Source organism: Micromonospora sp. NBRC 110009 (assembly GCF_030518795.1).
Classification (GTDB): domain Bacteria; phylum Actinomycetota; class Actinomycetes; order Mycobacteriales; family Micromonosporaceae; genus Micromonospora.
In genome coordinates, this window is the sequence record NZ_CP130427.1 from 5,635,889 (window position 1) to 5,660,344 (window position 24,456).

Consider the following 24,456-nt stretch of genomic DNA (forward strand, 5'->3'; position numbering starts at 1 on the left):
GGCAGCCGCCGCGATCCCGCGAAGGCGGCACCCGCCAGGTGCCCAAGCAGTACGGTGACAACCGGGAGCCGGCGCGGCCTCCGCGGCGTGATCGCCGGGGCTGACACGTCGGCCGCGATACGGATTCCCCCTGGTTCGACGTCGGAGACGCGCCTGATGCCGTGACTCAGCCCAGGGAGGCCGCGATGGCGACGGATGTCCGGAACAAGAACGCGAGCGGGACGAGCATCGAGAACGTCGACATGAAGCTCGAGGTGGTGGTCGTACCCGTCGCGGATGTCGACCGCGCGAAGGAGTTCTACGGGCGCCTCGGCTGGCGACTCGACCAGACGCCGCCCGGCATCATCCAGTTCACCCCCCAGGGCTCCGGCTGCTCGGTCCAGTTCGGCTCGGGCCTCACCTCGGCCGCGCCCGGTTCGGCGAAGGAGTACCTGGTCGTCTCCGACCTCGAGGCGGCCCGGAACGCGCTGGTCGCCGCCGGTGTCGAGGTGGGCGAGATCTTCCACGCCGGCCCGAATGGCCCGGTCAGCGGTCTGGATCCCGAGCGCCGCAGCTACGTCTCCCGCGCCTCGTTCACCGATCCCGACGGCAACACCTGGCTTCTGCAGGAGATCACGACCCGGCTGCCCGGGCGCGTCGCGGCTGCCGCGACGTCGTTCGGGTCCGCGAGCGACCTGGCGAGCGCGATGCAGCGCGCGGCGGCCGCCCACGGGGAACACGAGAAGCGGATCGGAAGGACGGACCCGGACTGGCCCGACTGGTACGCGCGGTACATGGTGAGCGAGCAGTCAGGCACCGAACCGCCCACCTGAGGCCGTCGTCCCGCTCGCCTGCTCAGCTGGTCGCCGGGCGGGCGCCGACGATGCGCAGGGCCATCTCGGCGTACCGGGTGGCGATGTGCTCGGGGCTCCAGCCGCCGTCGTTCCGGTACCACCGGCCGAGGTCGATGCCGAGCGACATCAGGGCCGCACCCGCCATGCGCGGATCCGGGGTGTCGAAGACCCCGGCGGCGACGCCCCGCTCGATGAGCTGGCGGATGGCCTGCTCGATCTGGTGGCGGACGGCGCGGATCTCGGCGAGGTGCTCGGGGCTCAGCGCGGCCAGCTCGTAGTTGACCACCCGGGTCCGGGTGTGGTCGCGGGCGTGGGAGGCGACGAAGTCGTGGACCGCCCGCCGGAGCGCCGTGGTCGCGTCGTCGGACGACTCCATCGCGTCCCGCACCAGCCGCAGCACGTGGTCGTGCCCGGCGCGGGAGATCAGGTAGAGGAGTTCTTCCTTCGACCTGTGGTGCACGTAGAGCGCGGCCGGGCTCAGCCCGGCCGCGGTGGCGATGTCGCGTGTGGTCGTGCCGTGGAAGCCTCGCTCGGCGAACGCGCTGATGGCCGCCTCGAGCAGCCGGGCGCGGGTGGCGTCGGCGCGGGACTGCTCGGCGGTGTCGGTCAACGCGTTCATCCTCTCCTGGTATGCGTGGCCGGGCATTGATATCACGGCGCCGGCACTGGACCTGTTGACGGCGGCTGGTGCGCTGCCGCACACTCCATCGAATGTATCCTAAGCAAGCGCTTAGTAACCTCGGTGGGGACGGCTCCGCCGGCGCGCAGACGCCCACCCGGTTCACCGGACGGACGGCGATCGTCACCGGTGCCAGTCGAGGCATCGGGCTGGCCATCGCCGAGCGGTTGGTCGCCGACGGTGCCAAGGTCGTGATCACCGCCCGCAAGCAGGAGGCGCTCGACCAGGCGATCGCCCAGCTCGGCCCGGAGCAGGCGATCGGCGTCGCCGGCCACGCCGACGAAGCCGACCACCAGGCCGAGGTGGTCAGGCGGGCGGTGGACACCTTCGGCAGCGCCGACCTGCTGGTCAACAACACCGGCATCAATCCGGCGTACGGCCCGATGGTCGAGCTGGACCCGGCCGTGGCCCGCAAGATCTTCGAGGTGAACTGCCTCGCCGCCCTCTCCTGGGTGCAGCAGGTCCACCGGGTCTGGATGAAGGAGCACGGCGGCGCCGTGGTCAACGTCTCCTCGATCGCCAGCCTCCGGCCCGCCTCCGGCATCGGCTTCTACGGCGCCAGCAAGGCCATGCTCACCCACCTCACGCAGCAGCTCGCCCTCGAGCTCGGCCCGGACATCAGGGTGAACGCGGTCGCCCCCGGGGTCGTGAAGACGAGGTTCGCCACCGCCCTCTACGAGGGCCGGGAGGAGCAGGTCGCCGCGGCGTACCCGCTGAAGCGGCTGGGCGTCCCCGCCGACATCGGCGGCGTGGTCGCGTTCCTGCTCTCCGACGACGCCGCCTGGATGACCGGTCAGCTGCTCGTCGTCGACGGCGGCGTCACCCTGACCGGAGGTGTCTGATGCCGGTGCGGGACAAGGGCGTGGTGGTCACCGGCGCCGGCCACGGCATCGGCCGCGCGCTGGCCACCCGACTCGCGGCCGGGGGAGCGCGGGTCGTCGTCAACGACCTCGACGCCGAGGCGGCCGTCCGGGTGGCCGGGGAGCTCGGTGGCCACGCCGCTCCCGGCGACGCCGCCACCGAGAAGGGGGTCGCCGCGCTGGTCGACGCCGCCCGACGGCACCTCGGCGGCATCGACATCTGGTTCGGCAACGCCGGCGTCGAGCGTGGCCGCGGGCTGCGGGCCAGCGAGGAGGACTGGGCCGCCAGCCACGAGGTGAACGTCCTGGCGCACGTGCGGGCCGCTCGCCTGCTGGTGCCCGGATGGGTCGAGCGCGGCTCGGGCCGGTTCGTCCTGACGGCGTCCGCGGCCGGGCTGCTCACCACGATCGGAAGTCCCGCGTACGCGGTCAGCAAGCACGCCTGCGTGGCGTTCGCGGAGTGGCTGTCGGCGACCTACCGGCACCGGGGCGTCGTGGTACAGGCGATCTGCCCCCAGGGTGTCCGCACCCGGATGTTCGAGCGGGCGGGACCGCTGCAGGGGTTGCTCAGCCACGACGGGGCGCTCTCGCCCGAGCAGGTCGCCGAGGCCACGTGGGAGGCCCTGCACGGCGACCGGTTCCTGATCCTGCCGCATCCCCGGGTGGCCGACTACTACGCGCATCGGGCCGCCGACCCCGACCGGTGGCTGACCGGCATGAACAAGCTGCAGCGGCAACTCGAGGAGCAGGGGGCACTGCGATGAGGGCATGGCGGGTGGCCGAACTCGGCGAACCCCACGACGTGCTGCGGCTCGTCGAGGTGACCGACCCGCGGCCGGGGCCCGGGCAGCTCGTGGTGAAGGTGCTGGCCTGTCCGGCCAACTTCCCCGACGTCCTGATGTGCCGCGGCGAGTACCAGGTCAGGCCGCAGCTCCCGTTCACCCCCGGGGTCGAGCTGTGCGGCGAGGTCGTCGCGCTCGGCGCAGGCGTCGACGGGTTCACCGTCGGCGACCGCGTCCTCGGCGGCACGGCGCTGCCGTTCGGCGGGTTCGCCGAACTGGCGCTCCTGGAGGCGGCGACCACGTTCCCCGCGCCGCCGGAACTCGACCACGCCGAGGCGGCCGCGCTCTACATCGGATACCAGACCGGCTGGTTCGGCCTGCACCGCCGGGCCGGGCTGCGCGCGGGGGAGACGCTGCTGGTGCACGCCGCGGCCGGCGGCGTCGGCAGCGCCGCCGTCCAGCTGGGCAAGGCGGCCGGCGCCCGGGTCATCGGCGTGGTGGGCGGCCCGGAGAAGGCGGCGGTGGCCCGCGCACTGGGCGCCGACGTGGTCGTGAATCGCCGCGAGGCGGACTTCGTCGAGGTGGTCCGGGCCGAGACCGGCGGCCGGGGAGCCGACGTCGTCTACGACCCCGTCGGGGGCGACACCTACCAGCGCTCCACCAAGTGCATCGCCTTCGAGGGCCGGATCCTCGTGGTCGGCTTCGCCGGGGGCCGGATCCAGTCCGCCGCGCTCAACCACGCCCTGGTGAAGAACTACTCCATAGTGGGCCTGCACTGGGGTCTCTACCACCGCCACGACCCGGCCGCCGTCGCCGAGTGCCATCGCGCCCTGACCGCGCTGGCCGCCCAGGGCGCCGTACGGCCCCTGGTCAGCGACCGGCTCGCGCTCGACGAGGTGGCCGAGGGGATCCAGGGGCTCGCCGACGGCGTCACCGTCGGCCGGGTGGTGTACGTCTCGTGACCCCCACGGCGAGCCAGTTGGAAGCGGTGGTCTTCGACTACGGCGGCGTGCTCACCGGCCCGGTCCGGGCCTCGATCGCCGCGTGGCTGCGCGCCGACCGCATCGAGCCGGCGTCGTTCTCGCGCACCCTCAAGGCGTGGCTGTCCCGCGACGCCCCGGACGGCACCCCCATCCACCGTCTGGAGACCGGGGCGCTGAGCGTCGAGGAGTTCGACGCGTTGCTCGCCGCCGAACTCACCACCCTCGACGGGCGTGCGGTCGACCCGGTGGGCGTGCTGGGCCGGCTGTTCGCCGGGCTGCGCCCGGACCCGGCGATGTTCGCCCTCGCCGGGCAGCTGCGCGACCTGGGTGTACGCGTCGGGCTGCTCTCCAACAGCTGGGGCAACAGTTATCCGCCCGAGATCCGCGCACTCTTCGATCCCGTCGTGATCTCCGGCGAGGTCGGCCTGCGCAAGCCGCTCGCCGCCAGCTACGCGTTCACCCTCGACCAGCTCGGCCTGCCGGCCGACCGGGTGCTGTTCGTCGACGACGCCGAGCCGAACGTGCTCGGCGCCCGCGCGGCAGGCATGCACGCGCTCTGGCACACCGACGCCGAGAGCACCCGGGCGGCGCTCGCCGAGTTCCTTCCCGCCCTGGCCCCGCCCGACCCCCCGTCGCATCCCGTAGCCGTGGAGGAGCTGACCTCATGACCACCACCCGCACCGCCGTCGTCACCGGAGCGGCCCGCGGCCTCGGCGCCGGCCAGGTGCGGTACGTGGCCGGCGTCCTGGTGCCGTGACCACCGCCGCACCGCATGACCCACCGGGCCTCGACCTGACCCGGCTCGCCGAGTGGTTCGCCGGCACCCTGCCCGACGCGGCCGGCCCGCTGACCGCCCGGCTGATCGCGGGCGGAAAGTCCAACCTCACCTACGAGGTCAGCGACGGGCGGACCACCTGGGTCGTCCGGCGGCCACCGCTGGGGCACGTGCTGGCGACCGCGCACGACATGGCCCGGGAGTACCGGGTCATGTCGGCGCTGCGGGACACCGAGGTGCCGGTGCCGACGACCTACGCCCACTGCGCCGACCCGGACGTGCTGGGCGCCCCGTTCTACGTCATGGAGCGGGTCGCCGGCACGGCGTACCGGCACGCGGCCGAACTCGAGCGGCTCGGCCCGCAACGCACCCGGGTCATCTCGACCGGGCTGGTCGACACCCTCGCCGCCCTGCACGCGGTCGACCCGGTGGCCGTCGGGCTGGCGGACTTCGGCCGGCCCGAGGGCTTCCTGGCCCGCCAGGTGGGTCGGTGGAAGAAGCAGCTCGACGCGTCGTACTGCCGGGACCTGCCGGCCGCCGACGAGCTGCACGCCCGCCTGGTGTCCGGCGTCCCGCCCGAGTCGGCGCCGGGCATCGTGCACGGCGACTACCGACTCGACAACGTGCTCACCGACGACCGCGACCGCCTCGCCGCCGTCATCGACTGGGAGATGGCCACCCTCGGCGACCCGCTGACCGACCTGGCGCTGCTGGTGCTCTACCAGCGGCTCGGCCGGCTGGTCGGCGTGGCGGTGGCCGACGCCTCGTCCGCGCCCGGCTTCCTGACCGAGGACGAGATCCTCCAGCGGTACGCCACGCGCAGCACCCGCGACCTCCCGCCACTCGGCTTCCACCTCGGCCTGGCGGCCTTCAAGCTGGCCGCGATCCTCGAGGGCATCCACTACCGCCACCTGCGCGGCCAGACCGTCGGCGCCGGCTTCGAGCGCCTCGGCGAGGTGACCGACCTGCTGCTCGACGCGGGCCTGACCTACCTCAAGGAGCACTGATGGACTTCACCCTGGACCCGCGGACCGAGGGGCTGCGCGACAACCTCCTCGACTTCATGGACAGCCACATCCACCCGGCCGAGCAGACCTTCCACGAGCAGCTCGGGCAACTCGGTCACCGCTGGGCCTGGGACTCCGTGCCGGTGCTCGCGCAGCTGCGCGCCGCCGCCCGCCAGCGGGGGCTGTGGAACCTCTTCCTGCCCGGCGAGCACGGCGCCGGCCTGACCAACCTCCAGTACGCGCCGCTCGCGGAGATCACCGGGCGGAGCCACCTGGCGCCCGCCGCCCTCAACTGCGCCGCCCCGGACACCGGCAACATGGAGGTGCTGGCGATGTTCGGCACCGGGCGGCAGCGGAAGCAGTGGCTGGAGCCGCTGCTGAACGCCGAGATCCGGTCGTCGTTCGCCATGACCGAGCCGGACGTGGCCTCCTCGGACGCCACGAACATCGCCACCCGCATCGACCGGGACGGCGACGAGTACGTGATCAGCGGCCGCAAGTGGTGGATCACCGGCGCGATGAACCCGAACGCCCGGATCCTCATCGTGATGGGCAAGACCGACCCGAACGCCGAGCGGCACCGTCAGCAGTCCATGGTGCTGGTCCCGCGGGACACCCCGGGGCTGGAGATCAAGCGCGGCATGGCGGTGCTCGGGTATGACGACCACGACCACGGTGGGCATGCCGAACTGGAGTTCCACGACGTCCGCGTGCCGGTGGAGAACCTGATCGGCGCCGAAGGCGACGGCTTCGCGATCGCCCAGGCCCGGCTCGGTCCGGGTCGCATCCACCACTGCATGCGCTCGATCGGTGTCGCCGAGCAGGCCGTCGAGCTGATGTGTGCCCGCGCCGAGCAGCGGAGCGCGTTCGGCAGGCCGCTCGCCGAGCAGGGGGTGGTCCGGGACTGGATCGCCGAGTCCCGGGTGCGGATCGAGCAGCTGCGCCTGCTGGTGCTCAAGACGGCCTGGTTGATGGACACCGTCGGCAACAAGGGCGCGCACACCGAGATCCAGGCGATCAAGATCGCCACGCCCGCGACCGTGCAGTGGATCCTGGACAAGGCCATCCAGGTGCACGGCGCGGCCGGCCTATCCCAGGACTTCCCGCTGGCGAGCGCCTACGCCCGGATCCGGACCCTGCGCTTCGCCGACGGACCCGACGAGGTGCACAAGAACGCCCTGGCCCGGCACGAGCTGCGCCGCCAGGCCACCGCGCGGGGGCGCCGCCCCGCCTGACCACGGCGCTGCATCACCGCCGCCCGGCACAACCGACCGGGGACCCAACCGCAGGAGAAGCCTCGGCCGAGACTTCACGCCGAAGAGGGACGCGGGCACCCGAAGCCCGGCGTCCGCGTTCAGGCCGACTGCGCGCGGAGTTCGCCGATGCGCCGGTCTCCCTGGCCCTCTACATGGGCGCGCAGCTCGTCCGCGCCGCCGCGGACCTGCACTGGCTGCCGGCCGGGGCGCTGCACCGCCGCTTCCTCGGCTGGGTGCGGTGAGAGGCGGCTCAGCGGGCGTCAGGTCGTCATGCGTGCCGCGAGCCGACGGGCGGTCACGGTGAGGCGGCTGCGGCCGGGCCTGGCGGCCAGCGCGGCCAGGCCCGGCAGGCCGGCCGAGTGGCCGCCGTCGGGAGCGGCGCCGGCGGCGAGGTCGACCAGATCGGGCAGGCCCGCGCGGGGTCCGGCGGGCAGGAGGATCGGCAGCGCCGCCGACGTCACCTGCCAGACCGCGTCGCGGGCACCGGCCTTCAGCGCCTCGGCCAGGGGCTGGACGACCCGCTGCAGCACGATCCGGTTCGTGGCGGCGAGGGTACCGACCTCCGTCCCGACGCCGCTGCTGTCCCAGTCCGGGCGTGCGGCGAGGGTGATGAGCGCGTCGCCGGCCGCCAGCCGCACGGTCTGCCGGTGATTGGCGAGCGCGTACGCCAACGTCACGGACATGGCCGGGCCGGCCGGGCCGTCGGCCGCCGCCAGGCCGGTTAGGAAGCCCGTGCCGGCGTTGCCCTGATCCACCCGGGCGGCGACGTGCGGCTGGAGTTGCGCGGCGATCGCCTCACGGTGCGACGGCGCGACCATCGGCCACAGGTCCAGGGTTCGGACCTGCGAGGTGCGCCTGGCCCGCGCGGACGCGCTGCGCGGATCGGCGAGCTCGGCCGGTAGGCCCGCCGGGTCCAGCATCGCGATCCGCCGGCCGCCGGCCTCCTCGACCCAGGTCTTCGGTTCCGCTCCGGCGGCCAGCCAATCGGCGAATCGGCGGCCCGCCGGCGAGACCAGGCGGGTGGCGGCCGTCCGGACGGCGGCGTCGACCTGGCGAGGCAGGCGCAGGATGGCCTGTGTCAGGTCGGCTTCGCCGGGCTGCCAGCCGTCGCGTTCCGCCTCCTGCAGGAGGCGGAGCACCCGGGCCGGGTCGACGTGCCCGGCGACCGTGGCCGGCGTGGCCAGCAGCGCCACCGGCGGGGCACTGACCAGCCGCGCGGTGAGTTCGGCGAGACGGCGTTCCACGAAGACCGTCATCGGATGCGGTTCCGGGCGGTACGACGTGTGGTACCAACCCCGGTCGGGCGGCGCGTCCCGTTCGATGGCGGCGGAGACCAGGGCCGGCCAGAGCCCGGGCCATTGCGGAATCAACGGCCCCAGCACCCGAGCGGCCTCGGTCCGGTCGCCGCAGGCCGCCCGCACCAGCCCGTCGAGCACCAGCTCGTGCCGGATCGGGTCGTCGTCGCCGCGGCGCAGCACGATCGCCAGCTCCCCGGCGAGCGCGCCGAGGTCCAGCGGCGACGGCATCTCGGCCGGTGGCTCCGCGACCAGGGTAGGGGCGGGCGCGGGGGCGGGGGGCGCGGTGCCGAGCAGCGCGGCGAGTCGTTGCGCGACGACACCGTCCAGCGCGGGCACCTCAGCCCGCAACCGCTCGCGAGCTGCCTCCGACAGGGTCGACAGTCGCGCCTGGATCAGGTCGACGGTGCGTTCGCCGAGCTCGGGCACCGGATGGTGCAGCCCGACGACCAACCCGTCCAGCAGGTCCTCCAGCGGAAGCCTGCGCAGCCAGGCGAGGTGTGCCCGGACCAGCTTCTTCTCCTGGCGCGACAGCATGCTCCGGGTGATCTCCGCCAGGGTGACCTGATCCAGCTCGGACACCCAGTGCAGCGCCTGCAGCGACGTGTACGCGAAGTCGGCGACCGTCGACATCGATGCCGTCAGCAGGCCGGTCAGCTCCTGCCGGTGCCGGGCCAGCTCGTCGGTGCTCGGCGCCAGCTGGTTGAGCAGGTCGAAGTACGGCTGCAGCAGCCCCTTGCGCCCGCCGGCGCGCAGGCGGCGTAGGCAACCCCGGATGAGCATCTCGCGGTCGACCCGCCCGCTGGCCGTCAACTCCAACAGCGCCGGCGGCCAGTCCCGGCGGGCCACGCCGGTGACGAAGGCGGCGGCGACCCGGTCGTCGTCGAAGAGGTACGGCAGCACCTGGTCGAACCACGGGTCGGCGGCCAGGAAGGAGGCGAGCGACGGACGCCACATCTCCACGTAGCGCGCGACGGCGCCGGGCGTGTCCGGTGGCCCGGCGCCCACGGCCCGCATGAGCGCCTCGGTGAACGGCCACGGGGTGAACCGGCTGCGAGATCCGGCGCGCCGCGCCATGCCGCGGGCCAGGGCGGCTCCCCAGGTCGCGCCGCGCACGCGGAGCAGACCGGGCGCCAGCTCGGGCGTCACCCGCAGCGACGGGCCGAGCCGCCACGGCCGGTGCAAGCGTCTGACCGCCTCTGTCGCCGTCGGCGTGCACGCCACGACGGCCATCGCCAGCGCCTCCTGGCGGCGCTCGGTCAGCTGGGCGGCCAGCCGGGATGCCTGCCACTCGAGGTGCCGCTTGTCGCTCTCCCACCGGCGTTCGCGCTTGCGCAACCGCTGGCGGGCGACGTACGCCCGGATGCCCTCGAGGTCACGGGGCGGCGGGCCGTCCTCGGCGGACATGACGAACGCGAAGGATCCCGCGGTGGGCAGTTCGGGCTCCGGCTCGGGCTCCGGTGGTGGCGGGACGACCGGCTCCGCGACGGCGCGGGTGGGGGTGTGCCCATCCAGCGCAGGCAGCAGCGCCGCCCGTGCGTCGGCGTCCAGACCGGCCAGCAGGTCGGCGAGCGCGTCGAGGTCGGCGTCGTCGATCCGTGCGCACATGTCGCGCCAGAGGTCACCCACGCTGCTGTCCCGTCTGCCCGAGGAGCATCGCCGCCACGACGTGCTTGCACGGCCCGCGTCGGCCCTGGTGCTCGACCCACCAGGCGCAGGTGCAGGCGTACTCCCCGTCGCGCCGATGGACGAGGTACGTCGACTCGCCGGAGGTCACCTCGACGCCCGCGGCGGTCGCCACCACCCCGCCCGTCGTCGTCAGCATCGTTGCCGCGGCGAGGCGTGGGTGCAGCGCGGCGACCAGGTCGGCCCGGTACGGCAGCGGGCGATGGAACGACGACGCCTCGGCGACGTCGTACCCGACCTGGCCGGCGGTGGCCAGCGCGGCGAGGGCGGACGTGGCCCGCCCGGCGTCCCAGCCGGTTCGTGCGGCGACCGACGCGCGATCGATCACCGGGTCGACGGCCAGCAGGGCATCCAGGGCGTCGGCGTCCGCGACGGCGGACCCGGACCCTAGGTCGGCCAGCAGTTGACCGTCGCCGGCGAAGCCGTGGCTCGCGGCGGTCGACAGCAGCAACGTGAACCGCGCCGTGCCGAAATCCAGCACCCAGCCGCTCACCTCGGCCGGCGCGCCGCTGACCGGCGGCGCGTAGAGGGTCACCGTCCGCGCCAGGGCCAGGAGCGGCCGCAGCACCGACAGCCGGAAGCCGTCGGCCACGCAGACGGCGCCGGACGACGGTCGAGTGGTGGACCGCCACCCCGACCCGGCCGGCACCAGCCAGCGCGCCTGCCGGCCGGTGCGCGCCGACGTCTCGGCCAGCAGCGCGACGGCACGCCCGGCGTGGATCTCCAGCCGCGGATCCATCGGCAGCGCGTGTGCCGCCACCTCGGCCAGCCCGCGCAACCAGCGCGTCGGCAGCGGCACCCGCTTCTCGACGACCTTCCCGTCGAGCGTCGACACGGCGAGCTCGTCCTCGCCCACCGACAGGCGCAGCGGGTCCGCGCCGCCGACCCGGGTGAGCGACTCGTACAGCTCAGGGTTGATGTCCACGTTGGTGGTGCCGCGGCCGACCGGCACACCGTCGAGCTCGGCGGAGGTCAGGTCCAGCCGCCCGTACAGGCCACCGCACGTCGACAGCGCCTCGAACCGCAGCCGTTCGCCGTCGGCGGTGGCCACCGGGTCACGTCCCGCCGTCCCGGTGCGGACCGGCCGGAAGTCCGCGCCCGCGATGTCGGCCAGCGCGAGCAGGCCCCCGGCGACCACCCGTGGCGTACGCACGAAGCCGGCGAAGAAGGTCCGTTCGTCAACCCGGTCCGGGGTCGACGTGGCGAGGGTCAGGTTGCCGTGGGCCAGGCCGGACGGGTGGCGGTAGATCCGGGTGTCCACGGCGGAGGCCGTCGCGCTCACATCGCTGATCCTTCCGGGAGTACCGTCCGGCGGTCCAGCGAATCGTGCCACGTGCTGTTTCCACCGCGCTGTCCCGCGGCCGGGGCGAACGGCGGTGGGCGGCCCCGGGGATTCCGGGACTGACGATTCCGGCCGCGTGGATACGCCGGCGGCACGCGCCCTTCCTCGCAGTCAGCCGACGGCGGTCGGGGACGGCGGCGCGCTGCCGCCCTGCGGCGCCTCGGCGGTCATCTGCCGGACGATCTCGGCCCGGTCGCCGGCGGACGGCAGCCCCCACCCCGCGCGGTACCCGTACACCTCGTCCAGCGGGGTGGAGGCGGTGCGGCCGTCAAGGACCTCGACCGCGCCGGTGTCGATCAGCCCGGGATGCTCGACGCCGCACGCCTCGGCGACCTTGACCAGGTCCCGCCGCAGCGTCCGGATGTAGTTGGCGGCCCGCACCGCCTTGCGCGCCGGATCGAGGCCGCGGGCCAGCCATGCATTCTGGGTCGCGACGCCGGTCGGGCAGGTGTCGGTGTGACACTTCTGGGCCTGGACGCAGCCGATCGCCAGCATCGCCTCCCGCCCGACGTTCACCAGGTCGGCGCCGAGGGCGAACGCCACCACCGCGTTGTCCGGCAGCCCGAGCTTGCCGGCGCCGACGAAGACCACCTGCTCGTGCAGGTCCCGCTCGGCGAAGACCCGGTAGACCCGCGAGAAGCCCTGCTGGAACGGCAGCGACACCGAATCGGTGAAGATCAGCGGCGCGGCGCCCGTTCCGCCCTCGCCGCCGTCGACCGTCACGAAGTCGACGCCGCGGCCGGTGTCGCGCATCAGCGTGGCCAGCTCCTCCCAGAAGCCGAGGTCGCCGACGGCGGACTTGATGCCGACCGGCAGGCCGGTCTCGGCGGCGAGCAGCTCCACCCAGTCCAGGAGGCTGTCGCAGTCGGAGAACTCGGCGTGCCGCGACGGGCTGACGCAGTCGCGCCCCGCCGGGATTCCCCGGGTGGCGGCGATCTCGGCGGAGACCTTCGCCGCCGGCAGCAGGCCGCCGAGGCTCGGCTTCGCGCCCTGGCTCAGCTTGATCTCCAGCGCCTTGACCGGTGCGCCCGCCACGAGGTCCTTCAGCCGGTCGAGGCTGAACCTGCCGCGCTCGTCCCGGCAGCCGAAGTACGCGGTGCCGAGCTGGAAGACCAGATCACCGCCCTTGCGGTGGTACGGCGACAGCCCGCCCTCGCCCGTGTTGTGCAGGCAGCCGGCCAGCGCTGCCCCCCGGTTGAGCGCCTCGACCGCGTTGCCCGACAGCGAGCCGAAGCTCATGCCGGAGATGTTGACCACCGACTCCGGGCGGAACGCGCGCGCCCGCCGCCGGGCCGCGCCGAGCACCTTTGCGCAGGGCAGCGCGACGTCCTGTCCGGCGGTCGGGGACGACGGCGGCACCGCGCGGCCGAACGTGCGGTGCTTGATGATGGGGTAGCCAGGGGTGTACTCGATGTCGTTGTCGGTCCCGAACCCGAAGTAGTTGTTCTCCTGCTTCGCCGACGCGTACACCCAGCGCCGCTGGTCGCGGGTGAACGGCCGCTCCTCGTTGTTGCCGGCCACGATGTACTGGCGCAGCTCGGGCCCGACGGACTCGAGCAGGTACCGGGCGCGGCCGAGGACCGGGAAGTTGCGCAGCAGCGCGTGGTCGCGCTGAAGCAGGTCGCGTGCGGCGAGGGCCGCGACAGCGGCGACAGCGGCGGGTACGGCTCTCCTGGCCCAGCTCATGCCGCCACTCTTTCCGGGATCGCCGGCGGTCAAACGGTCCAGCGCGGGGAGTCGGCGAGTTCCGCGATCACCTCGGCGTGACAGCGCTCCGGCATACACCAGCAACCGAGCCTGCGCCCGCGCAGTTCGGGCAGGAGGGCCAGCAGGTCGGGGCGGCCGAGCAGGTACGCCCGGTACTTCCCGAGGACCTCCTCCCGGCTGCCGTCCGGCCCAGGGCGGTACGGGCTCGACAGCGGGGGGCCGCCGCCCTGGGCCTGTTCATCGTCGCCGTGCTGCCGAGCAGTCGCGCGTGGTCACGGCGGTGACGGCTGTTGCCCGAGCTCGGGCGGCCGGTCGACCAGGGCGGCCAGCTTCTTCGGCGCGAGGACGCAGTAACTCTCCGTCAGCAGCTCGGCGACCTCCGCCCAGTCGACGCCGTCGTCGAGCACCATGCCGACCACGTCGGCGCCCCAGCCCGGCTTGAAGAACGGGTGGCCGCTGCCGATCAACCCGGCGATCTCGTCGCCGGGCGACCGGAACGTCAGCACGCACATCGGCTGGTCCGTCGCGGCGGCCCGGGCGTAGGCCGCCTGGTGGTCGGGGTCGACCGTGAGCACGTGCGCGAACGTGCGGTTGCGGATCCGCCAGCGCGTGCCCACCCACGCCGGCTCCTCGTAGCTCTCGGGCAGCCCGAGGCAGACGGGCCGGAGCCGGTCGAGGATCTCGGGTGGGACGTCTCCGGGACCAGTCACGCACCGGACGCTACCCGGCCACTCCGACAGCTCCGCCCGGCCGAACGCCGGCCCGCCGGCCCGTCCAGCACGGCATGTCGGCGCGACCGCCGTCAAGGATCTGCTCGAATGTCGGTTCGGACGACGCCGCTTCGTCGTACCGGGGGAGTAAGACGGACTGAGACCGATGAGTTCCGGCATGCGGGACGGTCTTACCCGAGACATCGTCGAACAGAACGGAAGGATGAGGGCATGAGCGGCGTACGAGTACTGGTCGGCACCCGCAAGGGCGCATTCACGCTGACGTCCGACGGCCGGCGCGGCGACTGGACGGTCGAGGGACCGCACTTCGGCGGATGGGAGATCTTCCACCTCACCGGGTCACCGGCCGACCCGGACCGGCTCTACGCGTCCCAGTCCGGCGGCTGGTTCGGGCAGCTGATCCAGCGCTCCGACGACGGCGGCCGGACCTGGTCCACCGTGGGCAACGACTTCGCCTACTCCGGCGAGGCCGGCGAGCACCTGTGGTACGACGGCACCCCGCGCCCGTGGGAGTTCAAGCGCATCTGGCACCTCGAGCCGTCCCGCAACGACCCCGACACCGTGTACGCGGGTGCCGAGGACGCCGCCCTCTACGTCACCACCGACGGCGGCCAGAAATGGACCGAGCTGACCGCCCTGCGTACCCACCCGACGGGCCCGACGTGGCAGCCCGGCGCCGGTGGCCTGTGCCTGCACACGATCATCCTGGACCCGGTTCACCAGGGCCGGATCTACGTCGCCATCTCGGCGGCGGGCGCGTTCCGCAGCGACGACGCCGGCGCCAGTTGGCTGCCGATCAACAAGGGACTGCGCTCCGGGGAGATTCCCGACCAGGACGCCGAGGTCGGGCACTGCGTGCACCACATCACCCAGCACCCGTCCCGGCCGGACACGCTGTTCATGCAGAAGCACTGGGACGTCATGCGCAGCGACGACGCCGGTGCGAACTGGCGCGAGGTCAGCGGCAACCTGCCGTCGGATTTCGGGTTCCCGATCGCCGTGCACGCGCACGAGCCGGAGACCATCTACGTGGTGCCGATCAAGAGCGACTCCGAGCACTACCCGCCGGAGGGCAGGCTGCGCGTCTACCGCAGCCGCACTGGCGGCGAGGGCTGGGAGCCGTTGACCAAGGGCCTGCCGCAGTCCGACTGCTACGTCAACGTGTACCGCGACGCCATGGCGGTCGACACGCTCGACCCGTGCGGGATCTACTTCGGCACCACCGGCGGACAGGTCTATCACTCGGCCGACGGGGGCGACAGCTGGACGCCGATCGTGCGGGACCTGCCGGCCGTGCTCTCCGTGGAAGCCCAGGTGCTGCCGTGATCCGGGTGGTTCTCCCGGCCCACCTGAAGAACCTGGCTCACGTCACCGGCGAGGTACGGCTCGAGGTGGCCGGTACGGTCACCCAGCGCCTGGTCTTGGACACGCTCGAGGCGAGGTACCCGATGCTGCTGGGCACGATCCGCGATCGTCGTAGCGGCAAGCGTCGTGCGTTCATCCGCTTCTACGCCTGCGAGGAGGACCTCTCCAACGACTCGCCCGACGCAGCGCTGCCCGAGCGCGTGACTGTCGGCGAGGAACCGTTCATCATCCTCGGAGCGATGGCCGGGGGATAGGCGTTCACCGTAGCGGCATGAGCCGGCGTAGGCTCCGTCCACTCCGGGCAGCTGTGGCGGCAGTCGCTGTTGCCCGCACCGTCGTAGCCTGCTCGCCGCTGCCGAACAGCGGGGGCGGCGCCAAGTCCGGCGAGGTGTTGTCATGACGTTCACCACAAGGCCGACCCTGCAGGGCACCTTCGGGATGGTGTCCTCGACGCACTGGCTTGCGAGCCAGGCGGCCATGGGAATCCTCGAGCGCGGCGGGAACGCCTTCGACGCCGCGGTCACCGCAGGGTTCGTCCTGCACGTCGTCGAACCACACCTCAACGGGCCGGGTGGCGAGGTGCCCGCCATCGTGGCGACGGCCCGGGACCGGACCCCGAAGGTGCTCTGCGGGCAGGGACCGGCGCCCGCTGGCGCCACCATCGCGCACTTCCGGTCCCTCGGGATGGAACTCATCCCCGGATCCGGCCCGCTCGCGGCGGCCGTGCCGGGCGCCGTGGACGCCTGGCTCCTGCTGCTGCGGGACCACGGCACGTTCCTCCTCGAGGACGTGCTGGAGCCGGCGATCGGGTACGCCGGCGCAGGCCACCCGCTGGTCGGCAGGGTCGGCGACACGGTGGCGGCCGTACAGTCGTTGTTCGAGGAACACTGGCACACCTCTGCGCAGCTGTGGCTGCGCAACGGCAAGCCGCCGGCGGCGGGCGAGGTGTTCACCAACCCGGCCTACGCGCGGACCCTGCGGAGCCTGGTCGACGCCGGCCGATCAGCCGGCTCCGACCGAGAGGCGCAGATCGAGGCCGCTCGCCGTGCCTGGAGTGAAGGTTTCGTCGCCGAGGCGATCGACCGGTTCAGCCGGGAACCGTTCCACGACTCCAGCGGACGACCCCATGCCGGCCTGGTCACCGGCGCGGACCTGGCTGCCTACTCGGCGACGTGGGAGGAACCGGTCACCCTCGACTGGAACGGTTACTCGGTGGCGAAGACCGGTTTCTGGGGCCAGGGCCCGGTGCTGCTGGAGACCCTGTCCGTCCTCGACGCGCTCGACGACCGCCAGGTGTACGACCCGGCAACCGCGGTCGGCATCCACGCTCAGGCCGAAGCGCTCAAACTCGCATTCGCCGACCGTGAGGCCTGGTACGGCGATGGTGACGTGCCCGCGAAGGCGCTCCTCTCCCGGGAGTACGCGCGGGACCGGGCGGCCCTGATCGGCGGACGAGCGTCGGCGGAGCTGCGACCGGGGCGCCCGGATGGGACGGAGCCCCGTCTCCCGGCTCACGTCCGACGCAGTGCCGGACGTCGTGTCGACCTGGCGGACCCCACGACGGGGGAGCCGACGGTGAAGGCGGACGGGGTGACCCGCGGCGACACCTGTCATGTCGATGTGGTCGACCGCTGGGGCAACATGATCTCCGCCACGCCGAGCGGCGGCTGGCTGCAGAGTTCTCCCACCATCCCGGAACTCGGCTTCCCCCTCGGCAGCCGCCTTCAGATGTTCTGGCTGGAGGACGGTCTCGCCTCGTCGCTCGCTCCCGGACGCCGGCCGCGCACCACGTTGAGTCCGACCATGGTCCACCGCGACGGGGAGCCCGTGATGGCGTGCGGCACACCCGGAGGCGACCAGCAGGACCAGTGGCAGTTGCTGTTCCTGCTTCGCCATCTCGTCGGAGGTCAGTCCCTGCAGGAGGCCATCGACGCGCCCGCCTGGCACACCGTCAGCCTGCCGGCGTCGTTCTACCCGCGCGACGTCGAGCCCGGCGTCCTGGTGATGGAGGACCGGCTGGATGAGGATGTGCTGGCGGCATTGCGGGGGTACGGGCACGAGGTGCGACTGTCCGGCTCGTGGAGCCTCGGCCGCCTCTGTGCGGTGACCCGCGACCCGGTGACGGGCGTGCTCGAGGCAGGGGCGAACCCGCGTGGCATGCAGGGCTATGCCTGCGGGCGCTGACTGCTAGTGCGGTGTCCATTGACGTACACCGGGTGTCGGCGGCGAGTCGGCGAGTTCCGCGATCACCTCGGCGTGGCAGCGCTCCGGCACGCACCAGCAGCCGAGCCTGCGGCCGCGCAGTTCGGGGAGGAGGGCGAGAAGGTCGGGGCGGCCGAGCAGGTACGCGCGGTACTTCTCGAGGACCTCGTCCCGCGTGCCGTCAGGGCCGGGGCGGAACGGGCTGGACAACGGGGAGTTCGGGAGACGCCAGCCGCCGCGATTCATGGCGCGCCCGACGTAGATCACATCGGCGTACGCCGGGTCGTCGCGGTGGCCCTTCAGGTTGACGACGGTGGTTGCCTGCATGGCCCGGCTCCTCAGGTGCGACGGCGGACGCCACCGCCCACCACACGTGAGGCTACGCGCCGGCGCGCCCGACCTGGCCGCGGCGATTCCGCGGCCGGAAAGTCACGTTGAGTCACCTGTCGCGGGCTGGCGGTGAGGTGCGAGGTGCCCGCGGGCCGTCGATCAGCGGCTGAGCCGCTGGTAGCGGCGGACGGCCAGCGGCCCGAGCAGCGCGATGAGCAACACCGGCCAACCGACCGCCATGGGCAGCGGATGCTGCGCCGCCCACGACTCGCCGCCGATGCCCGGGTTGCCGAACAGCTCACGCGCCGCAGCCACGGTGGCGGAGAGCGGATTCCACGCGGCTACCGCGCCCAGCCACGTCGGCAGCAGGTCCGGGGCGACGAAGACGTTGGAGAGGGCGGTGAGCGGGAAGGCGAGCGGGAACACGATCACCGCGACCGTGTCCGGGTTCGGCACGAGGAGACCGAGCAGGATGCCCACCCAGGTGAGCGCCAGCCGCAGCAGCAGGATCAGACCCACCGCCGCCATGGCGTCGCCCACCCCGTTGCGCCACCGCCAGCCGACGAGCAGGCCGCAGACCACCAGGGTGGTCAGCTCCAGTACGCCCCGGGCGAGATCGGCCCCGGCCCGCCCGGTGAGGAGCGCGGACCGGGCCATCGGCATCGAGCGGAACCGGTCGACCACGCCGCGGCTGGCGTCGAGGGCGACCGCCGACGCGGTGGCGCCGAGGCCGTAGAGCATCGTCATCACGAACACGCCGGGCAGCAGGAACTCCCGGTAGTTGCCGTTGCCGGGCACCGCCATGCCGCTGCCGAAGACGTAGCCGAAGACGAGCACGAACATGATCGGCAGGCTGAAGTAGAGGATGATCTCGTGGGGCGACCGGACCACGTGCCGCATGTTCCGTCCGGCCATCACCCAACCGTCGGCCAGCGCCCAGCCGAGCCGGGCCAGCGGACCGGCGGGCGACCGCACCTCGGTGACTTCTGCGGCATCCCGCCGCGAGCCGACTGCCGTGGTCACGCCGCCACCTCCGCCCGGTCGCGCGGATCGGCCGACCGGTGCCCGGTGAGCCGCAGGAACGCCTCGTCCAGCGTCGGTCGGCGCAAGGCGACATCTTCGACCGCGACACCGTCGTCCTGCAGCGCCCGCATCACCTCGGCGAGCGCGCCGATCCGGTCCACGACGGGCGCACTGAGCTGGCGGATCTCCGCATCCAGAGTGACCGGCCCGCCGGTGATCCGTTCGACGATGCCGGCGGCGGCCGGCAACTGCGCGGCGTGCCGGACGACCAGCTCGATCCGGTCCGCACCGATCCGGGCCTTCAGCTCGGCCGAGGTGCCCTCGGCCACCACCCGGCCGGCGTCCACCATCGAGATCCGGTCGGCGAGCTGGTCCGCCTCCTCCAGGTACTGCGTGGTGAGCAGCACCGTGGTGCCGTCGGCGACGAGCGAGCGGACCCCTTCCCACAGGCCATTACGGCTGCGCGGGTCCAGCCCGGTGGTCGGCTCGTCCAGGAACAGCACCCGCGGCGTGGTGATCAGGCTGGCGGCGAGGTCGAGCCGGCGGCGCATCCCGCCGGAGTACGCCCCGACCGAGCGGTCCGCCACGTCGGCGAGCCCGAACTGGTCGAGCAGCTCGTCGGCCCGCAGCCGGGCCACCGGCGACGGCAGGTGCCGAAGCCGCCCGAACAGGATCAGGTTCTGCCGGCCACTGAGGATCTCGTCGACCGCCGCGTACTGCCCGGTGAGCCCGATCAGGGCGCGGACCCGTTCGGGGTGCCGGGCCACGTTGTGTCCGGCCACCCGCGCGTGGCCGGCGTCGAAGCGAAGCAGGGTGGCCAGGATCCGCACCGCGGTGGTCTTGCCCGCGCCGTTCGGGCCGAGCAGCCCGCACACGGTGCCGGCGGGCACGGTCAGGTCGAACCCGTCGAGGGCCACGGTCCGGCCGTACGACTTGCGCAGTCCCTCGGCCACGACGGCCGATGTTTCGTAGGTCATGCCGGCAGCCTCGCCGGGCGCGCTGACCGGCCACGCACCGTCCGCTGACGGCTCGGACCGTGCCGCCGTCAGCGGCCGTCCAGCAGCGCGAGCGCCTGCTCCCGGTCCAGCCCCGCGCCCAGGACGAAGGCCCGCTCGAACCTCGCGTCCCCGATCTCGGCCCGGGCGGCCGCCGCCACCGGCGCGGCCTGCGCGGCCGGGGCGGCGCCGGTGCCGCGCAGCAGCGCCGACGCCGCCCCGAGCAGCAGCGCGGCCCGCTCGGCCTCGCCCCGGCGCAGCGCCGGCCTGACCAGGCCCTCCACCGCGGCGCCCACGGTCGGCACGTCCCACACCCCGAGCGTCGCGCCCAGCACTTCCCGGTAGCGGGCGCGGGCCGTCGGCGCGTCCCCGACCGTGTCGGCGATCTGCCCGAGCGCGACCAGGGCCGCCAGCCGCACCACCTCGGCGCCGAACCAGCCGGCCGGGCACTCCGCCACCGCCTGCTCGCAGAGCTGCCGGGCCCGGTCGAGGTCGCCGCACCGCCGGGCGATCTCGCCGAGCCCGTAGTGAGCCGCGGCGACCAGCTCCGCCGCCCCGGCCGGCTTTGCGGCCTCCACCACCTGCTGATAGTCGGTGCCCGCCCCGTCCAGGTCACCGACCCCGAGCCGCCCGTCCGCCCGGGTACGCAGCAGCTCGGCCATGTCGAGCGCCGAGCCGAGCTCGTCCGCCAACCGCAGGGCCTCCGCCATCGGCCCGGCGGCCGCGGCCGGGTCCCCGACCCGGTAGGCCACCTCGGCGAGGGTGCTGAGTACCAGGATCATGCCCCACCGTTCGCCGATCGTCCGGAAACCGTCGTACGCGGCGGTCAGCTCGGCGCGGGCCTCGTCGTACCGGCCGTCGAGCAGCCGCACCATGGCCGTGCCGAGCGACCCCAGCGCCTGGCTCCACGGGTCGGCGCCGAGCAGCACGGCCCGGGTCTGCCCGGCGTACAGCATCGAGATCCGCTCCCGCGGCGGGGGACCGGCGGCCGTTCCGGACAGGTAGAGCAGGAACGGGTACACAGGCGGCCGGCCCAGCTCCCACAGGATGTCGCTGGCCGCGCCGACCTGCGGCGGGTGTGCACCGCCGGCGCCGCTCACCGCGGCGACCAGCAGGCACAGCGCGTACTCCTCGGCGAGCCCGGGCGGTGGGCCGCCGAGCCGGTCGACGAGCCGGCCGGCCAGTGCGGCCCCCTCGCCCCGCAGGCCGCGCAGCCACCAGTAGAACGACAGCGCGGCGACCAGCCGCAGCGCCATGCCGGTGTCGCCGCCCGCCACCGACCGGCGCAGCGCGGCGAGCAGGTCGTCGCGGTCGGCGTCCAGCCGCCGCAGCCAGTCCAGTTGCGTCGCGCCGCGCAGTCCGACGTCGCCGGCGCGGGCGAGGTCGAGGAAATACGCGGCATGCGCCCGACGCAGCCGGTCGGCCTCGCCGGCCTCGGCGAGCTGTTCGGCCGCGAACGCGCGTACCGTCTCCAGCATCCGGAAACGCCCGTCGGCGGCGTCCACCAGCGACTTCTCCACCAGGCCGGTCAGCACGTCGAGCGCGTCCGCGCCGAGCGGCCCGCAGATCCGCTCGATGGCCGCCAGGTCCGCGCTCCCGGCGAAGACACTCAGCCGCCGCGCCAGCCGTCGCTCCGGCTCGTCCAGCAGGTCCCAGCTCCAGCGCACCACCGCCCGCAGGGTCTGGTGCCGCGGCTCGGCCACCCGGCTGCCCCGGTTCAGCAGCCGGAACCGGTCGTCCAGCCGGGCCGCCACCTCCGCCACCGGCAGCGCCCGCAACCGCGCCGCGGCCAGCTCGATGGCCAGGGGCAAGCCGTCGAGGTTACGACAGATCCGCAGCACCGCCGCCACGGTTCCGGCGTCCACCGTGAACCCCGGCGCCACGTCGGTGGCGCGGTCCGCGAACAGCCGCACGGCGGCGTACTCCCGGGCCAGTTCCGGTGCGGCGCACTCGGACGGCACGGGCAGACCGACCACCGGGCAGAGCATCTCCCCGGTCAGGCCGAGCGGTTCCCGGCTGGTCGCCAGGACGCGCACCATCGGGGCGGCGCGGAGCAGCCGGGCGGTGAGCCGGGCCGCGTCGGCCACCACGTGCTCGCAGTTGTCGAGCAGGAGCAGCAGCCGACGGTCGCCGAGGGCCGCGACCAGCCGGTCGGTGACATCGCGGGGACCCCCGCCCGGCACGCGCAGCGCGGCGTCGCGCAGATCGAGCGCGGCCAGCACCGCCGGGGCAACGTCCGCCCCCGCGGGCAACGCGGCCAGCTCGACCAGGCAGACCTCGCCGCCGTGCCGTGCGGCCGCCTCGAGGGCCAACCGGGTCTTCCCGACCCCACCCGGGCCTTGCAGTGTGACCAGCCGGGCCTCGCCGAGCAGCCCGCCGAGGCGGCGCAGTTCCTCCTCCCGGCCCACGAAGCTGCTCAGCTGGCCGGGGAGCGGCGGCAACCGGGACGGGGCCGCCTCGGCGCGGGACTCGACCTCGTCGCGCAGTAGGGCCGCGTGCAACGCGACCAGCTCGGCGGACGGGTCGGTGCCCAGTTCCTCGGCGAGCAGGCGGCGCAGCTCCGCGAAGGCGGCGAGGGCCTCCGACCGGCGGCCATCGGCGTGCAGCGCCCGCATCAGTTGGCCGTGCAGCCGCTCCCGCAACGGGTCGGCGGCCACCAGCTCCCGCAGCTCCGTCACCAGCGCCCGGGCGGAGGACGATCCGGGCGCGGCCCCCAACCGGAGCTCCGCCTCGATCCGATCCTCCGTCGCGCCCAGCCGGCGATCCCGCAGCCGCGCCGCCTGGGCCGCGGCGAACGGCGCATCCGTCACATCCGCCAGCGGTTCCCCGCGCCACAACGCGAGGGCCTCGCGCAGCAGGTCGGCGGCGCGACGCGGGTCGCCGGCCCCGAGCGCGGCCCGTCCGGCGTCGGCCAGCCGGATGAACTGGTGCGCGTCGACGTCCTCCGGGTCGACCGCGAGCCGGTAGCCCGCCGGGTGGAACTCGACCGGGTCGACAGGTCCAGCCGACAGCACCTGGCGCAGCCGGGACACCTGCGACTGCAGCGCGTTCGCCACGCCGGCCGGCGGTTTGGCGCCGTACAGGTCGTCGGTCAGGCGCTGTCGCGGCACCACCCGCCCGGCGTCGAGCAGCAACAGCACCAGCAGCGCACGCAGCCGCGGCCCGCCGACGGTGAGCCGGCGACCGTCGGCGGGGTACACCTCGGTCGCGCCCAGGATGCCGAACCGCACGGCGTCGATTGTCGCTCAGGCCCTCCCGTCGCGGTGGTGCGCGGGCTGCTGATCCAGCTCGGCTGACCGGCGGCGCGAACCAGCGGCAGCGGCTCGACTGATCCAGGCCCGGCCAGCTTCCAGGTCGGCCAGACTGCATGGGTGACAGGCCCGCGGACGATCAGGTGGACGCCGTGGCGGTTCGTGACCGTGTTCGGCGTCGTCAGCCTGCTGTCGGACGTGGTGTACGAAGGTGCCCGGTCCGTCATCGGCCCCTACCTGGCCACCTTCGGCGCGTCCGCGGCCCTGGTCGGGCTGGTCACCGGCGCCGGGGAAGCTACCGCCCTGGCCGGGCGTCTGGTCACCGGACCCCTCGCCGACCGTACCCGGGCCTACTGGCCCCTCGTCCTGGTCGGCTACGCCTTGACTGTGATCGCCGTGCCCGCGCTCGGGCTGACCACCGCGCTGTGGCTGGCCGCGGCACTGTTCGTCGCGGAGCGGGCCGGCAAGGCGATCCGCGGCCCGGCGCGGGACGTCATGATCTCCCACGCCGCCGCGGCCGTGGGCCGTGGCAAGGGCTTCGCCGTCCATGAGGCGCTCGACCAGACCGGCGCCGTCGTCGGGCCGTTGCTGGTCGCCGCCGTACTGGCCGCCACCGCCCACGACTATCGGCCCGCATTCCTCGCCTTGGCCGTACCCGCCGTGGCGGGGATCCTCGTGCTGCTGTGGCTGCGCGCCGGCGTGCCCGACCCACGTCGCTTCGAACCGGGGCCGCGACCCGGCGCCCCGCCCGCCCCACCGGGCCGGCAGCTACCCCGCGTCTTCTGGACCTATCTGGCGTTCACCGTGCTGAGCACGGCGGGCTACGCCACCTTCGGGGTACTCAGCTTCCACCTCGCCACCCGCCATGTCGTGCCGGTGCCGGTGGTGCCGGTCGTGTACGCCGCCGCGATGGGCATCGCCGCGCTCGCCGCGCTGGCCTCCGGGTGGCTGTATGACCGGGTCGGCGTCTGGGTGCTGGTCGCCGTACCCGTGCTGACCGCCCTGATCCCGTTGGCTGCCTTCACCACCACCTCGGCGACCGCGATCGCCGGTGTCCTGGCCTGGGGCGCCGTGCTCGGCCTCCAGGAATCCACCATGCGTGCGACCATCGCCGACATGGTCCCCGCCGCCCGGCGGGGCACCGCATACGGAATCTTCGCCGCCGGGTTGGGCGGGGCGACCCTGGTCGGCGGGCTGCTCACCGGCGCCCTCTACGACTACTCGATCACTGCCGTGATCGTCACCGTGGCCGGCATCCAGGCCGCCGCCCTGGCCCTGTTCCTCGCCATCGTCCGACCGGTTGCCCGAGCCCGGGTTCCGCGAACCGGCGGCTGACGTCCGCCGGTGGCCGGGC

Annotated in this window: 21 protein-coding genes; 11 read left to right on the forward strand and 10 right to left on the reverse strand. The window is 73.8% G+C overall.

Going from position 1 to position 24,456, the window contains the following annotated elements; genetic code table 11:
• The first annotated feature begins 185 nt into the window (after positions 1-185).
• Positions 186-812, forward strand: a complete 627-nt coding sequence (locus Q2K19_RS26590) for a VOC family protein (RefSeq protein WP_302764787.1) — start codon at positions 186-188, stop codon at positions 810-812.
• A gap of 22 nt (positions 813-834) precedes the next feature.
• Here Q2K19_RS26590 and Q2K19_RS26595 read toward each other — a convergent pair whose 3' ends face one another.
• Positions 835-1,452, reverse strand: a complete 618-nt coding sequence (locus Q2K19_RS26595) for a TetR family transcriptional regulator (protein WP_302764790.1) — start codon at positions 1,450-1,452, stop codon at positions 835-837.
• 92 nt (positions 1,453-1,544) lie between these two features.
• Between Q2K19_RS26595 and Q2K19_RS26600 the strand changes: the two genes are divergently transcribed.
• From Q2K19_RS26600 to Q2K19_RS26625, 6 genes are all read left to right on the forward strand, one after another.
• Complete coding sequence (locus Q2K19_RS26600; protein WP_302764791.1) at positions 1,545-2,354, forward strand: SDR family oxidoreductase; 810 nt, start codon at positions 1,545-1,547, stop codon at positions 2,352-2,354.
• A complete protein-coding gene (locus Q2K19_RS26605; RefSeq protein ID WP_302764793.1) occupies positions 2,354-3,136 on the forward strand; it encodes an SDR family NAD(P)-dependent oxidoreductase in 783 nt (260 codons plus the stop codon). Before Q2K19_RS26600 ends, Q2K19_RS26605 begins: the two co-directional genes overlap by 1 nt.
• Positions 3,133-4,116 (forward strand): NADPH:quinone oxidoreductase family protein, encoded by a 984-nt coding sequence (locus tag Q2K19_RS26610; RefSeq protein ID WP_302764796.1) that lies wholly within the window; start codon positions 3,133-3,135, stop codon positions 4,114-4,116. The genes Q2K19_RS26605 and Q2K19_RS26610 overlap by 4 nt, the downstream gene beginning before the upstream one ends.
• Entirely contained in the window at positions 4,113-4,805 is a 693-nt protein-coding gene (locus Q2K19_RS26615; protein WP_302764797.1) for an HAD family hydrolase, read from the forward strand. Before Q2K19_RS26610 ends, Q2K19_RS26615 begins: the two co-directional genes overlap by 4 nt.
• A gap of 85 nt (positions 4,806-4,890) precedes the next feature.
• Complete coding sequence (locus Q2K19_RS26620) at positions 4,891-5,919, forward strand: phosphotransferase family protein (protein ID WP_302764799.1); 1,029 nt, start codon at positions 4,891-4,893, stop codon at positions 5,917-5,919.
• Entirely contained in the window at positions 5,919-7,154 is a 1,236-nt protein-coding gene (locus tag Q2K19_RS26625) for an acyl-CoA dehydrogenase family protein (protein ID WP_302764800.1), read from the forward strand. Before Q2K19_RS26620 ends, Q2K19_RS26625 begins: the two co-directional genes overlap by 1 nt.
• A gap of 281 nt (positions 7,155-7,435) precedes the next feature.
• On the opposite strand, the gene Q2K19_RS26630 is transcribed toward Q2K19_RS26625, so the two are convergent.
• From Q2K19_RS26630 to Q2K19_RS26645, 5 genes are all read right to left on the reverse strand, one after another.
• Complete coding sequence (locus Q2K19_RS26630) at positions 7,436-10,099, reverse strand: DUF6493 family protein (RefSeq protein ID WP_302764801.1); 2,664 nt, start codon at positions 10,097-10,099, stop codon at positions 7,436-7,438.
• Entirely contained in the window at positions 10,092-11,438 is a 1,347-nt protein-coding gene (locus Q2K19_RS26635; RefSeq protein WP_302764803.1) for an SWIM zinc finger family protein, read from the reverse strand. The genes Q2K19_RS26630 and Q2K19_RS26635 overlap by 8 nt, the downstream gene beginning before the upstream one ends.
• Positions 11,439-11,609: 171 nt before the next feature.
• Positions 11,610-13,184 carry an FMN-binding glutamate synthase family protein gene (locus Q2K19_RS26640; protein WP_302764805.1) on the reverse strand — a complete coding sequence of 525 codons (1,575 nt, stop codon included), beginning with the start codon at positions 13,182-13,184 and terminating at the stop codon, positions 11,610-11,612.
• A gap of 29 nt (positions 13,185-13,213) precedes the next feature.
• Entirely contained in the window at positions 13,214-13,417 is a 204-nt protein-coding gene (locus tag Q2K19_RS33425) for a DUF4326 domain-containing protein (protein WP_368046163.1), read from the reverse strand.
• Between the two features lie 60 nt (positions 13,418-13,477).
• Positions 13,478-13,915, reverse strand: a complete 438-nt coding sequence (locus Q2K19_RS26645) for an MmcQ/YjbR family DNA-binding protein (protein ID WP_302764806.1) — start codon at positions 13,913-13,915, stop codon at positions 13,478-13,480.
• A 231-nt stretch (positions 13,916-14,146) separates the two neighbouring features.
• Between Q2K19_RS26645 and Q2K19_RS26650 the strand changes: the two genes are divergently transcribed.
• The 3 genes from Q2K19_RS26650 to Q2K19_RS26660 all read left to right on the forward strand — a co-directional run bounded on the left by Q2K19_RS26650 (position 14,147) and on the right by Q2K19_RS26660 (position 17,485).
• Entirely contained in the window at positions 14,147-15,262 is a 1,116-nt protein-coding gene (locus Q2K19_RS26650; RefSeq protein ID WP_302764808.1) for a WD40/YVTN/BNR-like repeat-containing protein, read from the forward strand.
• Positions 15,259-15,555, forward strand: a complete 297-nt coding sequence (locus Q2K19_RS26655) for a MoaD/ThiS family protein (RefSeq protein WP_302764809.1) — start codon at positions 15,259-15,261, stop codon at positions 15,553-15,555. The genes Q2K19_RS26650 and Q2K19_RS26655 overlap by 4 nt, the downstream gene beginning before the upstream one ends.
• A gap of 142 nt (positions 15,556-15,697) precedes the next feature.
• Positions 15,698-17,485 carry a gamma-glutamyltransferase family protein gene (locus Q2K19_RS26660; RefSeq protein WP_302764810.1) on the forward strand — a complete coding sequence of 596 codons (1,788 nt, stop codon included), beginning with the start codon at positions 15,698-15,700 and terminating at the stop codon, positions 17,483-17,485.
• Between the two features lie 3 nt (positions 17,486-17,488).
• On the opposite strand, the gene Q2K19_RS26665 is transcribed toward Q2K19_RS26660, so the two are convergent.
• The 4 genes from Q2K19_RS26665 to Q2K19_RS26680 all read right to left on the reverse strand — a co-directional run bounded on the left by Q2K19_RS26665 (position 17,489) and on the right by Q2K19_RS26680 (position 23,081).
• Complete coding sequence (locus Q2K19_RS26665; RefSeq protein WP_302764812.1) at positions 17,489-17,830, reverse strand: DUF4326 domain-containing protein; 342 nt, start codon at positions 17,828-17,830, stop codon at positions 17,489-17,491.
• 162 nt (positions 17,831-17,992) lie between these two features.
• Positions 17,993-18,748, reverse strand: coding sequence for an ABC transporter permease (locus Q2K19_RS26670; protein WP_302772756.1), 756 nt, complete (start codon positions 18,746-18,748; stop codon positions 17,993-17,995).
• Between the two features lie 104 nt (positions 18,749-18,852).
• Complete coding sequence (locus Q2K19_RS26675; protein WP_302764814.1) at positions 18,853-19,833, reverse strand: ATP-binding cassette domain-containing protein; 981 nt, start codon at positions 19,831-19,833, stop codon at positions 18,853-18,855.
• 68 nt (positions 19,834-19,901) lie between these two features.
• A complete protein-coding gene (locus Q2K19_RS26680) occupies positions 19,902-23,081 on the reverse strand; it encodes a BTAD domain-containing putative transcriptional regulator (protein WP_302764816.1) in 3,180 nt (1,059 codons plus the stop codon).
• A gap of 141 nt (positions 23,082-23,222) precedes the next feature.
• On the opposite strand from Q2K19_RS26680, the gene Q2K19_RS26685 reads away from it, so the two are divergent.
• Entirely contained in the window at positions 23,223-24,437 is a 1,215-nt protein-coding gene (locus tag Q2K19_RS26685; protein ID WP_302764818.1) for an MFS transporter, read from the forward strand.
• Positions 24,438-24,456 lie beyond the last annotated feature (19 nt).

Bases quoted from the DNA above. Each gene is read 5' to 3' on its own strand.
- Q2K19_RS26610 (WP_302764796.1), top strand. From the start codon at position 3,133: ATGAGGGCATGGCGGGTGGCCGAACTCGGCGAACCCCACGACGTGCTG.
- Q2K19_RS26595 (WP_302764790.1), bottom strand. From the start codon at position 1,452: ATGAACGCGTTGACCGACACCGCCGAGCAGTCCCGCGCCGACGCCACC.
- Q2K19_RS26660 (WP_302764810.1), top strand. From the start codon at position 15,698: ATGACGTTCACCACAAGGCCGACCCTGCAGGGCACCTTCGGGATGGTG.
- Q2K19_RS26670 (WP_302772756.1), bottom strand. From the start codon at position 18,748: ATGGCCGGACGGAACATGCGGCACGTGGTCCGGTCGCCCCACGAGATC.
- Q2K19_RS26590 (WP_302764787.1), top strand. From the start codon at position 186: ATGGCGACGGATGTCCGGAACAAGAACGCGAGCGGGACGAGCATCGAG.
- Q2K19_RS26625 (WP_302764800.1), top strand. From the start codon at position 5,919: ATGGACTTCACCCTGGACCCGCGGACCGAGGGGCTGCGCGACAACCTC.
- Q2K19_RS26675 (WP_302764814.1), bottom strand. From the start codon at position 19,833: ATGACCTACGAAACATCGGCCGTCGTGGCCGAGGGACTGCGCAAGTCG.
- Q2K19_RS26650 (WP_302764808.1), top strand. From the start codon at position 14,147: ATGAGCGGCGTACGAGTACTGGTCGGCACCCGCAAGGGCGCATTCACG.
- Q2K19_RS26600 (WP_302764791.1), top strand. From the start codon at position 1,545: ATGTATCCTAAGCAAGCGCTTAGTAACCTCGGTGGGGACGGCTCCGCC.
- Q2K19_RS26640 (WP_302764805.1), bottom strand. From the start codon at position 13,184: ATGAGCTGGGCCAGGAGAGCCGTACCCGCCGCTGTCGCCGCTGTCGCG.
- Q2K19_RS26665 (WP_302764812.1), bottom strand. From the start codon at position 17,830: ATGCAGGCAACCACCGTCGTCAACCTGAAGGGCCACCGCGACGACCCG.
- Q2K19_RS26605 (WP_302764793.1), top strand. From the start codon at position 2,354: ATGCCGGTGCGGGACAAGGGCGTGGTGGTCACCGGCGCCGGCCACGGC.